This is a genomic window from Nonomuraea sp. MTCD27 (assembly GCF_041950495.1).
Lineage (GTDB): Bacteria > Actinomycetota > Actinomycetes > Streptosporangiales > Streptosporangiaceae > Nonomuraea.
Genome location: NZ_JBGNUW010000002.1, coordinates 474,523 through 490,121, shown reverse-complemented (window position 1 = coordinate 490,121; position 15,599 = coordinate 474,523). Strand labels below are relative to the sequence as shown.

The 15,599-nt window shown below is 72.0% G+C and carries 11 protein-coding genes; 5 read left to right on the top strand and 6 right to left on the bottom strand.

Translation table 11 applies throughout. The annotated features are described in order from the left end of the window. Complete coding sequence (locus tag ACBJ59_RS06770; protein ID WP_375109288.1) at positions 1–1,122, bottom strand: MFS transporter; 1,122 nt, start codon at positions 1,120–1,122, stop codon at positions 1–3. Between the two features lie 54 nt (positions 1,123–1,176). On the opposite strand from ACBJ59_RS06770, the gene ACBJ59_RS06765 reads away from it, so the two are divergent. After that, positions 1,177–1,932 (top strand): helix-turn-helix domain-containing protein, encoded by a 756-nt coding sequence (locus ACBJ59_RS06765; RefSeq protein ID WP_375109287.1) that lies wholly within the window; start codon positions 1,177–1,179, stop codon positions 1,930–1,932. Positions 1,933–1,991: 59 nt separating this feature from the next. After that, entirely contained in the window at positions 1,992–2,447 is a 456-nt protein-coding gene (gene ybaK, locus ACBJ59_RS06760; RefSeq protein ID WP_375109524.1) for a Cys-tRNA(Pro) deacylase, read from the top strand. 20 nt (positions 2,448–2,467) lie between these two features. Here the strand turns inward: ybaK and ACBJ59_RS06755 are convergent, their stop codons facing one another. Continuing rightward, positions 2,468–4,948: a transglycosylase domain-containing protein gene (locus tag ACBJ59_RS06755; RefSeq protein ID WP_375109286.1), complete on the bottom strand. Its 2,481-nt coding sequence runs from the start codon at positions 4,946–4,948 to the stop codon at positions 2,468–2,470. 63 nt (positions 4,949–5,011) lie between these two features. Next, a complete protein-coding gene (gene murA, locus ACBJ59_RS06750) occupies positions 5,012–6,322 on the bottom strand; it encodes a UDP-N-acetylglucosamine 1-carboxyvinyltransferase (RefSeq protein ID WP_364118469.1) in 1,311 nt (436 codons plus the stop codon). 120 nt (positions 6,323–6,442) lie between these two features. Between murA and ACBJ59_RS06745 the strand changes: the two genes are divergently transcribed. Further along, entirely contained in the window at positions 6,443–6,901 is a 459-nt protein-coding gene (locus ACBJ59_RS06745; protein ID WP_375109285.1) for a hypothetical protein, read from the top strand. A gap of 3 nt (positions 6,902–6,904) precedes the next feature. On the opposite strand, the gene ACBJ59_RS06740 is transcribed toward ACBJ59_RS06745, so the two are convergent. After that, positions 6,905–8,287 carry an amidase gene (locus ACBJ59_RS06740; protein ID WP_375109284.1) on the bottom strand — a complete coding sequence of 461 codons (1,383 nt, stop codon included), beginning with the start codon at positions 8,285–8,287 and terminating at the stop codon, positions 6,905–6,907. 38 nt (positions 8,288–8,325) lie between these two features. Further along, the gene (gene dnaE, locus ACBJ59_RS06735; RefSeq protein ID WP_375109283.1) at positions 8,326–11,853 is read right to left on the bottom strand and encodes a DNA polymerase III subunit alpha; all 3,528 of its coding nucleotides are present in this window, start codon (positions 11,851–11,853) and stop codon (positions 8,326–8,328) included. Between the two features lie 149 nt (positions 11,854–12,002). Between dnaE and ACBJ59_RS06730 the strand changes: the two genes are divergently transcribed. Both ACBJ59_RS06730 and ACBJ59_RS06725 read left to right on the top strand, forming a co-directional pair. Then, positions 12,003–13,358: an amino acid permease gene (locus tag ACBJ59_RS06730; protein ID WP_375109282.1), complete on the top strand. Its 1,356-nt coding sequence runs from the start codon at positions 12,003–12,005 to the stop codon at positions 13,356–13,358. A gap of 114 nt (positions 13,359–13,472) precedes the next feature. After that, positions 13,473–14,501: an SGNH/GDSL hydrolase family protein gene (locus tag ACBJ59_RS06725; protein WP_375109281.1), complete on the top strand. Its 1,029-nt coding sequence runs from the start codon at positions 13,473–13,475 to the stop codon at positions 14,499–14,501. Between the two features lie 80 nt (positions 14,502–14,581). Here ACBJ59_RS06725 and ACBJ59_RS06720 read toward each other — a convergent pair whose 3' ends face one another. Then, complete coding sequence (locus tag ACBJ59_RS06720; RefSeq protein WP_375109280.1) at positions 14,582–15,460, bottom strand: chorismate mutase; 879 nt, start codon at positions 15,458–15,460, stop codon at positions 14,582–14,584. Positions 15,461–15,599 lie beyond the last annotated feature (139 nt).

Below are 15,599 nucleotides of genomic sequence, written 5' to 3'. Positions count from 1 at the left end.
TCAGGCGGGCACCGGCGCCGGGTCCTTGATCGTGCGCGCCAGCAGCCAGGCCAGCACCGGGAACACGATCAGGCAGGCCAGCGCCGTCCGGAGCGAGGCGGCCTCCGCCACCGCGCCCACCAGTGGGCTGGCCAGGCCGCCCACGCTCACCGCCAGCCCCAGGGTCACGCCGCCGGCCGTGCCCACCCTGGTCGGCAGGAAGTCCTGGCCGAGCGTGACGTGCAGGGAGAAGGGCGCGTACAGGGCGATCGACGAGGCGGCGACGAACACGTACGCGGCGGGGCCGGGCACCAGCACCACGCCGGCGACCGCCGGGACGGCCAGCGCGTACGCCAGGCGCATCGTCGGCATCCGCCCCCGGCGCGCCGCCAGCCTGCCGCCCAGCACGGTGCCCACCGCCCCGCCCGCGAACAGCACGAACAGCGCCACGGCCCCGGCCGCCCCGCCGCCCATGTACAGGGCCACGAAGGCGCTCAGGCCGACGTACACCACGGAACGGAAGACGATCACCAGCGTCAGCCGGACGAACGACGGCCAGTCGTCCCGCCCGGAGACCGGCCCGGCGGCCCGCGCCGCCTGCCCGCCCCCGGCCAGGGCCCTGATCGCCGGCAGCGTCACCACCGCGCCCAGCACCGCCGGCAGCACCAGGAACGGCGAGGCACCCAGACCCCATCCCGCCAGCAGCGGCGTCACCAGCACGGGAGCCGTGGCGAAACCCAGCGTCCCGCCCAGGGAGAACCAGCTCATCCGCACGTGGCTGCCCTCGCTGGCGACCCTCGCCAGCCGGGCCGACTCCGGGTGGTACGCGGCCACGCCCAGCCCGGACAGGGCCACGGCCAGCCAGGTCAGCACGTACGAGTCCGCCACGCCACCGGCCGCCACCCCCACCCCGGCGACGACCATGCTCACCGGGATCAGCCACGGCATGCGCCACCTGTCGGTCAGCACGCCGAACAGCGGCTGCACGACCGACGACAGCAGCGTGGCGGCCAGCACGATGCCGGAGACGGCGACGTACCCGTAACCGCGCCCGGCCACCAGGAACGGCACGAGAGCGGGGACCGCGCCCTGGTAGAAGTCCACGGTGGCGTGACCGGCCGCGAGCATGGGGATCCTGTTCACGCTCCGATCATGTCCCGGCGACCGGCTGGCCCGCTTCCGATAAAATGCCAACTTATGACGGGAATCCGCCACCTGCCCGAAGCCCCGACCGGGCGGCGCTCCCTCGCCCCCGGCGCCGGCATCGACGCGCACCGGCACGACACCCACCAGATCGTGTACGCCTGCCGCGGCGTCCTGTCGGTCACCACGGACGCCGGCACCTGGGTGGCCCCCGCCAACCGGGCGATCTGGGTGCCGGCGGGGACCGTGCACGAGCACCGGGCCCACGGGGACACCGACGTGCGGCTGGTGGGGCTCACCGACAACCCGCTCGGGCTGGACCGGCCGGCGGTGCTCGCGGTCGGACCGCTCCTCCGCGAGCTGATCGTCGCCTACACCGGCACCCCTGCGAGCGGCGGCGGGAGACATTCCGACGGGGGCGAGCGGGGCCGGCTGCTGGGCGTGCTGCTCGACCAGCTGAAACGCGCCCCAGAGCAGCCGCTCCACCTGCCCACCGCCAGGGACCCGCGCCTGGCCGCCGTCTGCGCCGCCCTGCACCGCGACCCCGCCGACAACAGCACCCTGGCGCGGCTCGCCGCCCGGAGCGGGACCAGCGACCGCACGCTGGCCCGCCTGTTCCGGGCCGAGCTGGGCATGAGCTTCCCCCAGTGGCGCACCCAGCTCCGCCTCCACCACGCCCTCCTCCTGCTCGCCGACGACGTGCCGGTGACCGCCGTCGCGCACCGGTGCGGGTGGGCGTCGGCGAGCGCGTTCATCGACGTGTTCGGGAGGGCGTTCGGGTACACCCCCGGCCGGGCCTTTACATTGTAGATTCGCTACAATTGAGCCCCGTGAGCAAATCGAAAGGCAAGGGCGGCACTCCGGCCACCATGGCGCTGACCAACGCGAAGGCCGAGTTCACGCTCCACCCGTACGAGCACGACGCCTCCGCCCAGGCCTACGGCGAGGAGGCCGCGGACGCGCTCGGCGTGCCGTACGAACGGATCTTCAAGACGCTGGTCGCGGAGGTCGAGAGCGGGCTGGCGGTGGCGGTCGTGCCGGTCGCGGGCAAGCTCGACCTCAAGGCCCTGGCCAGTGCGCTCAACAGCAAGCGGGCCGCGATGGCCGACGCCGCGAAGGTGGAGCGGGTCACGGGCTACGTCGTCGGCGGCATCAGCCCGCTGGGCCAGCGCAAGCAGCTCCCGACCGTGGTCGACTCCTCGGCCCTCGACTTCGAGACGATCTACTTCTCGGCCGGGAAGCGCGGCCTGCAGATCGAGACCGCCCCCGACAACCTCATCACGCTCACCCGGGCGGTCACCGCCCCCATCGGCAAGGCCAGCTGACACCCGGCCGGCCGACGGGGTCAGTCAGGCCGCCCGAGCATGCCGGGGTAGTCGCGTCCCGGCCGGCCCGGACGCTCGCGCCCGGGCATCCCCGGAGGCTCCAGCCCACCGGGCCGCCCGTGGCCGGACATGCCGGGGTGACCCGGCCCGGGCACCCCGGGCCGTCCCTGGCCGGGCATGTCCGGCCGCCACTGGCCGAGCATGCCGGGATGCCCCGGCCCGTCGGCCGGCCCAGGCTCGGGACGCTCCTCCTCGGGACGGTCGTCCCGAGGCGCCCGCAGCAGCCGGTCGGCACGGCCCTCCTGCTGCCACTCGATCGACGGCGCCGTCGGGCTCTGCCCGAGCAGCCACTCGAAGAGCCGGCGGTGCCGCCGGAAGAACGGGTGGACGCCGCGCTTCTTGCGCTTCTCCTCGGCCAGGGCCTTCTCCAGCCCCGGCGTGTGACCGCCGCCGAAGCGCGACATGTCCGGCCCCGGGAACCCCTTCGGCTCCGTACGCCGCAACGCCGGCCCCATCGACTCCACCCAGATCGGCCCCGGCAGCGACGCCCCCTGCACCGACCCGTAGTACCGGTCCCCGATCTGCACCCCCTGCAGCGGGAACCGGTACGACCCCCGGATGTCCCCCACGCTGACCGCCGCCGCCAGGGCGGGCGTGTAGCCGGCGAACCAGGCCGAGGTGTAGCCGTTGTTGGTGCCCGTCTTGCCCGCCGCGGGCCGGCCGATGCCCTGCCCGTGCATGGTGCCCTTGTCGAAGACGCCCTTGAGCACGTGGTTGACCGCGTCCGCGACCGGCTTCTCGATGACCTGCTCGCACGCGGGCGGCACGTGCGTACGCCGCCCGTCCCTGCCCGTGATCTCCACGATGGCCAGCGGCCGGCAGTACAGTCCCCTGGCCGCGAACGCCGCGAACGAGGCGGCCACCGTCACCGGATCCATCTCGTTGACACCCAGCGTGAACGTCGGCACCTCCCGCAGCGGCGCCCCGTCCGCCCTGGTGACGCCGAGCGCCCTGGCCGTGCGCACCACGTTGCAGAGCCCGACCTTGCGCTCCAGCATCATGTAGAAGATGTTCACCGACTTCCAGGTGCCGGTCTCGATGCTGTGCGGCCCGCCCTCGCCCTCGCCGCTGGCGTTGAGCACCCGGGTGCCGGGGTCGTTGACGGACCGGCCCGCGCAGTTGCGGTAGCCCTGCGCGGGGCTCATCGCCCCCGGCGTCTGGAAGCCGTCGTTGAACCGCCAGCCCTGCTTCAGCGCGGTGGCCAGGGTGAACACCTTGAACGTCGAACCGGCCTGGAAGCCCTGCCCGCCCCCGTGGGCGACGTCGGCGGGCAGGTTGAAGGTGGTCTTGGGGCCGTTCTTGCGGTTGCCGGGGTTGCGGCCGAACCGCTTGCTGGCCGCCATCGCCTTGATCCGGCCGGTACGCGGCTCCACCATCGCCTCGGCGGCCACCTCGGTGTCCTCCGGCGAGACGTGCCGGCGGATGGCCCGGTCGGCGGCGCGCTGCGCGATGGGGTCGAGGCTCGTCCTGATCACCAGGCCGCCCCTGGCCATCCTGGCCCGCCGCTCGGCGGGGGTGTTGCCGAAGACGGGGTTCGACAGGAGCTCCTGCTTCACGTACAGGCAGTAGAACGGGTAGTCGCTCTGCTCGCACCCGCCGGGCTCCGGCCGGAGCCTGATGTTCAGCGGCGCCGCCTTGGCCTGCGCCGCCTCCTGCTGGGTGATCTGCTTGAGCCCGGCCATGCGGTCGAGCACGAGGTCGCGCCGGCCCTTCAGCCGCTCCCGGTGCGCCTGGCCGAGCGAGGGATCGGTCGAGTACGGCATCCGCACCGCCCCCGCCAGCGTGGCCGCCTGGGTCAGCGTCAGCCGGGAGGCCGAGGTGGAGAAGAAGCGCCTGGCCGCCGCCTCGACGCCGTGGGCCCCGGCGCCGAAGTAGGCGATGTTCAGGTAGCGCTCCAGGATCTCGTCCTTGCGGTACTTCTTCTCCAGCGCCAGCGCGAGCCGCAGCTCGCTGATCTTGCGGGCCAGGTTCGGGGCGCGGGCCCGGTCGCGCTCGGTGTCGCTGCGCGCGCTCTCCACCAGGATGTTCTTGACCAGCTGCTGGGTCAGCGACGAGCCGCCCTGCCGGATCCCGCCCGCCTGGGTGTTGGTGAGCAGCGCCCGGATCGTGCCCCTGACGTCGAGGCCGCCGTGCTCGTAGAAGCGGGCGTCCTCGATGGCCACGATGGCCCTGCGCATCACGGGCGCGACCGCGCCGAGCGGGACGGCCGTCCTGTTGGCCTCGTAGAACTGGGCGAACTGCCGGCCGTCCTTGTCCAGCAACCTGGTCACCTGCGCGAGCGGCTCCTCGCGCGGTGCGGGCGGCAGGTCGACGAAGGTGTTCGCGACACCCATGGCGGCGAGGCCGCCCCCGCTCACCAGGGGTGCGGCCAGTGCGGCCGCCAGCACCCCGCCGAGTGCCCCCGCCAATCCGAGCGCTCCGACGGATCTGAGTACGGTCACGTCAGATGGTGTGCGACGTCCAGGTCGACGGCAAACGCCCGTTTCCGACGTCTTTACCGATATTTACCGCTGCCTGCGGATGTTCAGACCCAGCGAGGCGAACTGCTCGAACGGCCGGTGGTAACCGCGTTCGATGTGGTGCACGCCGCGCAGCGTGGAGGGCCCGTCGGCCACCGCCGCCGCCAGCACGGCCGAGAACCCGGCCCGGATGTCGGGCAGCGTCACGTCGGCGCCCTTGAGCCTGGACACCCCGCGCACGACGGCCGAGTGGCGGGCGTTGGTGTCGTGGTAGCGGCAGGCGGGGCCGCCCAGGCACTGGTCGAACACCTCGATCTCGCAGCCCATCTTCTGCAGCGCGGGCACGTACACCAGGCGGTTCTCGAAGACCGTCTCGTGCAGCACCGACATGCCCTGGCTCTGCGTGAACAGCACCATCAGCGGCGTCTGCCAGTCCGTCATGAACCCGGGGTGCGTGTCGGTCTGCACGGCCGCCGCGCGCAGGCCCTCGGGGGGCGCGGTGGCGCACAGGTACTCGTCGTTGATGTCGAACTGGGCGCCCATCCTGGCCAGCGTGGTGATCGCGGTGACCAGGCGGTCCTGGGGGCAGCCGTGCACGCGTACCTCGCCCTGGGTGACCAGGCCCGCCGCCAGGTACGAGAACGCCTCGATGCGGTCGCCGGTCAGCCAGGTCTGGGCGCCGCGCAGCCGTTCGACGCCCTCGATGACGATCCTGCGGTCGGGCGAGAGCTCGATCCTGGCCCCCATCCGCTGCAGGAACAGCGCCAGCTCCACCACCTCGGGCTCCGTGGCCGCGTTCTTCAGCACGGTCTTGCCGTCGGCCAGCACCGCCGACATCAGCACCGTCTCCGTGGCGCCCACGCTCGGGTACGGCAGCTCGATCCGGGTGCCGTTGAGGCGTTTGGCCTTGGCGTAGATGCCGGCGTCGCCCACCTCCACCTCGGCGCCCATCGCGCGCAGGGCCTCCACGTGGAAGTTCACCGGCCGCCGCCCGATCGGGTCGCCGCCCACCAGCGGCACGAACGCCTCACCCGCCAGATGCAGCAGGGGGCCGAGCATGAGGATGGGGATGCGGTTCAGGCCGGTGAACGCGTCGGGGACCCGGGGCTCGATCTCCGGGCCCTGCTCGATCCTGATCTCCGTGCGGGAGATCTCGACGTTGATGCCGAGGGCCCGCAGCATGGCGGCGGTGATCTCGACCTCGCCCACCTCGGGGGCGTTGTGGATGCTGCTCTCGCCGTTGCCCAGCATGGCGGCGACCATGTGCTTGGACACGCCGTTCTTCGAGCCGCGCACTTCGACGTCGCCCCGGAGCGGACCGGAGGGTTCTATCTGCCAGACCTCTTCTGCAATCACGAAGCGAGCCTAACCGGGGGATACCATCGAGCTGATTCGGACGTACATGTGAGGGGGAGTGGCGTGACGAGGGAAGTACGCGCTTTTGCGGTATCTGTCCTCACTCTCGCCACTCTCGGAATGGCCGCCGGGCTGCTCTGGTCAGGGCTGACGCCGCGGGCGCCGTACCAGGTCACCGACCGGGGCACGGTGCTGGCCGACCCGACCACGCAGGCGCTGATCGCGGCCGACGGCTGGTTCGCGGTGATCACGGGCGGGCTGGGGCTGCTGTGCGGCGGCGTCGCCTGGTTCATCGGGCGGCGCTGGATGCTGCCGGTGCTGCTGGGGCTGTGCGCGGGCGGGATGCTGGCCTCGTTCCTGACGTTCTGGGTCGGGTCCACGTTCACCATCGGGGCGGTCACGGTGGAGGCGGCCGCCGTGCCGGGCGCGAAGATCGTCCCCGGCGCGCTGAAGCTGACCGCCTCCGGTGTGCTGGTGTCCTGGCCGCTGGTCGCCGTGGGGTTCTTCGGGCTGCTGGAAGGCATGCACGGCTACCGCGAGTCGCCGCTGCGGCAGCCGTACGGGATCGGACCCGAGTAGCCGCTAGAGCGGCGGCCTGCGCAGGCCGTGGCCGGTGGCCTCCTCGAACGCCCGCGCCACCCGCAGCACCCTCGCGTCCTCGAACGGCCTCCCGACGATCTGCACGCCCACCGGCAGGCCGTCGCCGGTGAACCCGGCCGGGACCGAGGCGGCGGGCGAGTGCAGGACGCTGATCCAGTAGGCCGAGCGCATCCAGGCCAGGTAGTCGGGCAGCCGCCGCCCGTTGATCTCGCTCACGTGAGGGTGCTCGACGGGGAACGGCGGCACCTGGCTGACCGGCGCGATCAGCACGTCGTAGGTGTCGAAGAAGGCGGCCATGCGCTGGTAGAGGCGGCTGCGCGCGACCTCGGCCCGGGCCAGGTCGGCGCCGGTGACCTTGCGGCCCTGCTCGACGTTCCAGGCGGTGTTGGGGCCGAGCCCGCTCTTGTCGCCGTGGGCGAGCAGGTAGTACCAGGCCCGGTAGGTCCTGAACGCGTCCTCGGCCCCGGTCAGGTCCAGCTCGACCTGCTCGACGCGGGCGCCGAGCCGCTCGAACACGGCCGGCGCGGTCGCCGTGACCGCCGCCGTCCTCGGGTCCACGGGCAGCCCGCCCAGGTCGGGGCTCCACGCCACGCGCAACCCCGCCACCCCCCGCTCGGGCTCCGGCGCGAAGACCTCCCTGATCGAGTACGGGGAGCGGCGGTCGAACCCGGCGATGGCCCCGAACATCAGCGTGACGTCCTCGACCGTCCTGGCCATGGGACCGGGGACGGCCAGGGTGAACCAGGCGGCGGTGTCGGAGGGGTCGGGGACGCGGCCGGGCGTGGGCCGCAGGCCGACGACGTTGCAGAAGGAGGCGGGGTTGCGCAGGGAGCCGCCCATGTCGGAGCCGTCGGCCAGCGGCACCATGCCGGTGGCCAGCGCGACGGCGGCGCCCCCGCTGCTGCCGCCGGCGGACTTGGACAGGTCGTAGGGGTTCCTGGTGGCGCCGAACACCTCGTTGACGGTGTGGGAGCCGGTGCCGAACTCCGGGGTGTTCGTCTTGCCCACGGTCACGGCGCCCGCCGCGCGCAGCCGCCGCACGATCAGGTCGTCCTCGTCGGGGACGTTGCCGGCGAAGAGCGGCGAGCCGTAGGTGGTGCGGATGCCGGCGGTGTCCACGAGGTCCTTGTGCGCGACCGGTACGCCGTGCAGCGGTCCGGCCCGCTCCCCGGACGACAGGGCCGCGTCGGCCGCCTTCGCCGCCTCGATCGCCCGCTCGGCGACGAGGGTGACGACCGCGTTGACGCGGGGATTGACCTCTTCGATGCGGTCGAGATGGGCCTGGAGGACCTCCACGGCGCTCACCTGCCGGGTCCTGATCAGCCGGGCCAGCTCGGTCGCGGTCAGGTAATGCAGTTCGCTCACGCTGCGATCCTGCCCCACGACCGCCGGGGAGGCGAGGGTCAGGCCCCCAGGCAGGCGGGGCCGAGGAGTTCTTTGAGGTCGCCCATGAGGGCCGGTGACGGTGTGACCCGCAGCCGGTCCCCCACGCGCAGCACAGTCGTCCTGGGCCCGTTGTGGACCTGCAGGTGCACCTCCGACGTGCCCGGGTGCGTGGCGAGGATCTCCTTCAGCCGGCCCACCACCGGCGGCGTGCAGCGGTTCAGCGGCAGGCTCACCAGCAGCGGCCCGCCGGACTCCTGGCTCAGGTCGGGCGCCGTGACCTCCATGGCGATGATCTTCGCCACGTCCTCGCGCTTGTCGATGCGCCCCTTGACGAACACGATCGCGTCCTCGGCCAGGATCGTCGAGCACAGCTGGTACGCCGACGGGAAGATCATCACCTCGATCGAGCCCTCGAGGTCCTCCAGCTGGGTCAGCACCCAGGTGTCGCCCTTCTTGGTGACCTTGCGCTGCACCCCGCTGAGGATGCCGCCCACGGTCACCACCTGCCCGTCGGCGCGGCTCTCGTCCTGCACCGCCGCGATCGAGCAGTCGGCCCCGGCCGCCAGGACGTGCTCGACGCCGAACAGCGGGTGGTCGGACACGTAGAGGCCGAGCATCTCGCGCTCGAACTGCAGCAGCGTGTTCTTGTCCCACTCGCCCACCGGGATCTGCACGTCGAAGGTCTGGTCCTCGCCGCCGTCGATCGCCCCGAACAGGGAGTCCTGGCCGATGGCCTCGTTCTTTTTGATGTCGATGATCGCGTCGACGGCCTGCTCGTGCACCATGACCAGGCCCTTGCGCACGTGGCCCAGCGAGTCGAACGCGCCCGCCTTGACCAGCGACTCGATCACGCGCTTGTTGCAGACGACGGCCGGCACCTTGCGCAGGAAGTCCTTGAAGTCGGTGAAGCGGCCCTTCTGCTTTCGCGCGGAGATGATGCCGCCGACGACGTTGCCGCCGACGTTGCGCACCGCCGACAGGCCGAAGCGGATGTCGGTGCCGCGCGGCGTGAAGTCGAAGTCGGAGTCGTTGACGTCCGGCGGGAACACCTTGATGCCCATGCGGCGGCACTCGTTGAGGTAGAGCGCGGACTTGTCCTTGTCGTCCTTCACCGAGGACAGCAGCGCGGCCATGTAGGCGGCCGGGTGGTTGGCCTTGAGGTAGGCGGTCCAGTAGGCGATGAGGCCGTAGGCGGCGGTGTGGGCCTTGTTGAAGGCGTAGTCGGAGAAGGGCAGCAGGATGTCCCACAGCGCCTTGACGGCGGCGTCGGGGTAGCCGTTGTCCTTCATGCCCTGCTCGAAGGAGGCGTACTGCTTGTCCAGCTCCGCCTTCTTCTTCTTGCCCATCGCGCGGCGCAAAAGGTCGGCGGCGCCCAGGGAGTAGCCGGCCACCCGCTGGGCGATGGCCATGACCTGCTCCTGGTAGATGATCAGGCCGTGGGTCGTCTCCAGGATGTCCTTGAGCGGCTCCTCCAGCGCGGGGTGGATCGGCGTGATCTCCTGCTGGCCGTTCTTGCGCAGCGCGTAGTTGGTGTGGGAGTTGGCGCCCATCGGGCCGGGGCGGTAGAGCGCGAGGGCGGCGGAGATGTCCTCGAAGTTGTCGGGGCGCATGAGGCGCAGCAGCGAGCGCATGCCGCCGCCGTCGAGCTGGAACACGCCCAGCGTGTCGCCCTTGGCCAGCAGCTCGTAGCTCTTGCGGTCGTCGAGCGGCAGCCCGAGCAGGTCGACCCGCTCACCCGTGGTCGCCTCGATCATCTTGAGGCAGTCGTCCATGATGGTGAGGTTGCGCAGGCCCAGGAAGTCCATCTTCAGCAGGCCGAGCGTCTCGCAGGTCGGATAGTCGAACTGCGTGATGATCGCGCCGTCGGAGTCGCGGCGCATGATCGGGACGTGGTCGGTCAGCACCTCGGCCGACATGATCACGCCCGCGGCGTGCACGCCGGTCTGCCGGATCAGGCCCTCCAGCCCCTTGCCGAGGTCCATCGTCGCCTTGACGTCGACGTCCTCCTCGTAGAGCCGGCGCAGCTCGCCGGCCTCGGCGTAGCGCGGGTGGTCCTTGTCGAAGATGCCCGCCAGCGGGATGTCCTTGCCCATGACGGCGGGCGGGAACGCCTTGGAGACCCGGTCGCCCAGCGCGTAGGGGTAGCCCAGGACGCGGCCCGCGTCCTTGATGGCGGCCTTCGCCTTGATCGTGCCGAACGTGGCGATCATGGCGACCTTGTCGGCGCCCCACTTCTCGGTCACGTAGCGGATCACGTCACCGCGCCTGCGCTCGTCGAAGTCGATGTCGACGTCGGGCATGGAGACGCGCTCGGGATTGAGGAACCGCTCGAAGATCAGGCCGTGCGCGATCGGGTCGAGGTCGGTGATGCCCATCGCGTACGCCACCAGCGACCCCGCCGCCGAGCCACGGCCGGGCCCGACCGGGATGCCGTTGGCCTTGGCCCACATGATGAAGTCGGCGACCACGAGGAAGTAGCTCGGGAAGCCCATCTGCTCGATGATCCCGATCTCGTACTCGGCCTGCTTGCGGTGCTGCTCGTCGTAGCCCTCCGGCCAGCGCCGGTCCATGCCCTCCCAGACCGTCCTGCGGAAGAACTCGCTCTCCGTCATGCCGTCGGGGATCGGGTAGGTCGGCATGAGGTTCTTGAACTCGAAGAACCCGGCCGGGTCGACCTTCTCGGCCACCAGCAGCGTGTTGCGGCAACCCTCGGCCCACAGGTCGGAGGAGTCGATCGCGCGCATCTCGTCGGCGGTCTTGATGTAGTAGCCGCTGCCGTCGAAGCGGAAGCGGTCGGGGTCGGACAACTGCTTGCCGGTCTGGATGCACAGCAGCGCGTCGTGGGAGGCGGCGTCGGACTCGTAGGTGTAGTGCGAGTCGTTGGTGACCAGCGGCGGGATGCCGAGCTCCCGGCTGATCCGGGTCAGCCCGTCGCGGACCCGGCGCTCGATGTCGAGGCCGTGATCCATGATCTCCAGGTAGAAGTTGTCCCTGCCGAAGATCTCCTGGTATTTCGCGGCGGCCTTGAGCGCCTCGTCGTACTGCCCGAGCCGCAGCCTCGTCTGCACCTCGCCCGACGGGCAGCCGGTGGTGGCCATGAGGCCGTCGGCGTGCTCGGCCAGGAGCTCGGCGTCCATGCGCGCCCACTTGCGCACGAAGCCCTCGGTGTAGGCGCGCGACGACAGCCGCATCAGGTTGTGCAGGCCCGTCTTGTCGCGCGCCCAGATCGTCATGTGGGTGTAGTAGCCACCCGCCGAGACGTCGTCCTTGCGCTGGTGCGGCTCGCCCCACAACACCGGCTTCTTGTTGTGGCGCAGCTCCGGCGCGACATAGGCCTCGATGCCGATGACCGGCTTGATGCCGGCGCCGGTGGCCTGCCTGAAGAAGTCGAAGGCGCCGTGCATGTTGCCGTGGTCTGTGATCGCGATGGCGGGCATGCCCAGCTCGCCGACCTGTTTGAACATCTGCCCGAGGCGCGCGGCCCCGTCGAGCATCGAGTATTCGGTGTGCACGTGCAGATGGACGAACGAGTCGCTGGACGACATTGAGCGGCGGCCTCCCGGTCCCAACGTGTGGTGCGATCCGACTTTAGTAGCCGCCACCGACAACCCGGGGCCGCCCGCGCGCCAGGAGCCGTCGCGATCACCGGCACCGATATCCTCGATGTCACCCAACGTCATCAAGGAGTCACTCGGTGCGCACGCAGACGGACGAGGGATACACGCACGCGCTGGGCAACCGGCAGGTCCAGATGATCGCCATCGGCGGGGCGATCGGCGTGGGCCTGTTCCTGGGCGCCGGGGGCCGGCTGGCCGCCGCCGGCCCCGCGCTCGTGCTCTCCTACGCCGCCGCCGGCGTGGCCGCCTTCTTCGTCATGCGGGCGCTCGGCGAGCTCGTGCTCTACCGTCCGGCCTCGGGCTCGTTCGTCGAGTACGCCGGGGAGTTCATCGGCCCGTGGGCCGCCTTCGCCAGCGGCTGGATGTACTGGATCAACTGGGCCTTCACCGGCATCGCCGAGCTGACGGCGATCGCCGCGTACATCACCTACTGGGCGCCCGCGTTCCCCGAGTGGCTCACCGCGCTGATCGCGCTCTGCTTCGTGATGACGGTCAACCTGCTGTCGGTGCGCCTGTTCGGCGAGCTGGAGTTCTGGTTCGCCATGCTCAAGGTCGTGGCGATCACCGTCTTCCTGGTCGTGGGGCTGGTGCTGGTGGTGTTCGCGGTCGGCGCCGCTGGCCCGCACAACCTGGTCTCCCACGGCGGGTTCTTCCCGACCGGGTTCCCGCTGGTGCTGATGAGCCTGCAGTCGGTGGTGTTCGCGTACGCGTCGATCGAGCTGGTCGGCATCACGGCGGGCGAGACGGCCCGGCCGCACGAGGTCATGCCGAAGGCCATCAACGGCGTGGTGTGGCGCATCGCGATCTTCTACGTCGGCTCGGTGGCGCTGCTGGCCATGGTCCTGCCCTGGACCGCCTACCGGGCGGACACCTCCCCGTTCGTGACGGTCTTCTCCGGGCTGGGCGTCCCGTGGGCGGCCGACGCCATGAACCTCGTCGTGATCACCGCCGCGCTCTCGTCCTGCAACTCGGGCCTGTACGCCACCGGCCGCATCCTGCGCTCGATGGCCATGAAGCAGGAGGCCCCCCGCTTCGCCGGCACCCTCAGCAGCCGGCACGTGCCGATCGGCGGCATCCTGTTCACCGCGATCATGTTCCTGGCGGGCGTCGCGCTGTTCTACTTCCTGCCCGAGCGGGCCTTCAACATCGCCACCGCCGTGGCCTCGCTCGGCGTGATCACCACCTGGGGCGTCCTGGTCTACTGCCAGACCCGCCTGCGCCGCACGGGCCACCGCTCGGCCTTCCCGATGCCCGGCTCCCCCTACACCAACTGGCTGACGCTCGCGTTCCTGGCGCTGGTGGTGCTGCTGATGCCGTTCGCCGACAAGGACCAGCGGGTGGCCTTCTACCTCATCCCGGCCCTGGTCGCCGGCATCGCCCTGGGCTGGCGGGTCATCGGCCGCCGGCGCGCCGCCGCCGGCGCGCAACCGTAGCGGCCCGGCCACGCCCGCGCCGATCATCGGCTGGGTAGTCTCGATGGCGCAGAAGGAGGAGCCGCCACCCGGGAGGTCACGCTGGACGAGGCTAGACGCAGGATCGTCCAGATCGTGGCGGCGGCCGTGGCCGGCGCCACGATCGCGGTGGCGGGCCTGCCCCTGGGCGTCTACCCCAAGCTGGCCTGCGCCGTGCTGGACGCGGGCTGCCCCACCGCCGGCGAGCCGTCCGGACGGCTGCCGCGGCCGGTCCGGCTGACGCCCGTGCAGGTGGCGCAGAGCGGCCGGTACGTCGCGCTGGGCGACTCCTACTCCTCGGGCGAGGGGGTCTACGAGCAGGACACCGCGCCGGTCAACGACGGGGCCGACCGCTGCCACCGGTCGACGGGCTCCTACGTGCCGCTGGTGGCGCGGGCCTACCGGTTCGGCGGCGGCACCGCCTTCTACGCCTGCAGCGGCGCCACCACGCGCGAGCTCCTGTCCGGCCAGCACGGCCAGCCGCCCCAGGTCACCCGCGTGGACTCCGCGGCGAGCCTGGTGACGCTGAGCATCGGGGGCAACGACGCCGGCTTCAGCAGGGTGCTGACGGGCTGCATCGTCAAGATCCCGTGGTCGTCGGCCTGCGTCGACCAGGACGCCGCCGTCGGCCGCCGCATCGAGGAGCTGAGCACGAGCATGCGCGAGGTCCTCAGGGAGCTGCGCGTGCGCGCCCCCGGCGCCCGCGTCATCGTGCTGGGCTACCCCCGGCCGTTCCCCGAGAACCCGGTGGGGAGCGTCGACAACCTGACCGTCGAGGACCAGCGCTGGCTCAACGGCGTGACGCGGCGGCTCAACGACACGGTGGGGTCGGTGGCGGCGGAGTTCGACCGGGGCCTGGCGGCGTTCGGCGCCCCGGGCAGCGTCGAGTACGTGGACGCCTACGAGGCGTTCGCGGGCCACGAGGTGGGGCGGCCGCAGCCGTTCCTGAACGGGCTGGCCATGGACATGGAGGAGCTGACGGTCAACGCGCGCAGCTATCACCCGACGGGCGACGGCTACCGCCGCTTCGCGGAGCTCATCACGAAGCAGATCGCCGCGGGCCCGGGCCGCCCGATGAACAACTTCCACCTGCCGGACGACCGGCCCCCCGCCGCGGGCCCCTGACGCCCACCGCCCCGCCCGGCTCACCGTCGCAGGCCCCTGACGCCTCCCGGACGCCCGGACTCCGGCCGCCGCCCTGACGCCTACCGCTCCGCCCGACTACCGCCCCGCCGCTCCTCGGCCAGGTGCAGGCCGGCCTCGATGACCGCGTTCATGATGGGCGAGAGCCTCGCCTCCCCCAGCGAGGGCGCCCGCACGGCCATCCTGGCGACGAGGGCGCGCTCCCTGGCCAGGTCGCGCCCGGCGAAGCCGCCCACCGGCTTGATCCGCTGCACGATGCCCGCCAGCACCGCCCGCCGCTCCAGCAGCGTGCCCAGGGCCGCGTCCACGCGGTCGATCGCCTGGCGGCACTCCGCCAGCGTGGTGGGCGCCTCGTTCCGGACGAGCGCGCCGACGAGGGTGACGGCCTCCTCGGCCACCCGCCGGTCGTCCGCCGGGACCGGCGTGCCCGCCGTGCCGATGATCAGGCCGTCGGCCCCGGCCGCGACGGCGGCGGCCGACAGCCCGAGGTCGCGCGAGACGTCCGCCAGCACCGGGCGCCCGGAGGCGGCCCTGGCCGCCCGCATGAGCCCCAGATCGGGCCGGTCCCCCTCGCACAGGATCACCCGCCCGTCCCCCTCGGCCGCGCAGTGGTCGGCCAGCCCCAGCCACTCCTCCATGGAGGCCGCGGCCCGCCGCTCCACCACCACCGGCAGCCCGAGCCCGGCCGCCGCCCGGACGAGGGGGATGTCGCGCGTCCACGACGCCCCCACCACCACGGCGTGCGCGTGCTCGGCGATCGCGGGCAGGTCGGCGGCCGAGGCCGGCTCCACGAGCGTGGCCCCCTCCCGCAGCGCCTCGAACGCGTCGGCCGGGCCGCGCCGCGCCCGCAGGCTCACCCGGCCGTCGATCAGCACGGCCGGCCCGTCGCCCACGAGCAGCTCGCCCACGGCCACCGCGCGCCGTTCCAAGGTCGATGACATCCCGACTCCCGTTCGGCCGGCTCCCGAGGCCGGCGGAAAACCAAAAAAGGCAGAGACGGGTGTCTCTGCCTCGTGCCGACTCCAGGTGGTCGCTATCCGACGACCGGCTCTCCCGGAGCCGGCTCGGTAAACGCGTAGC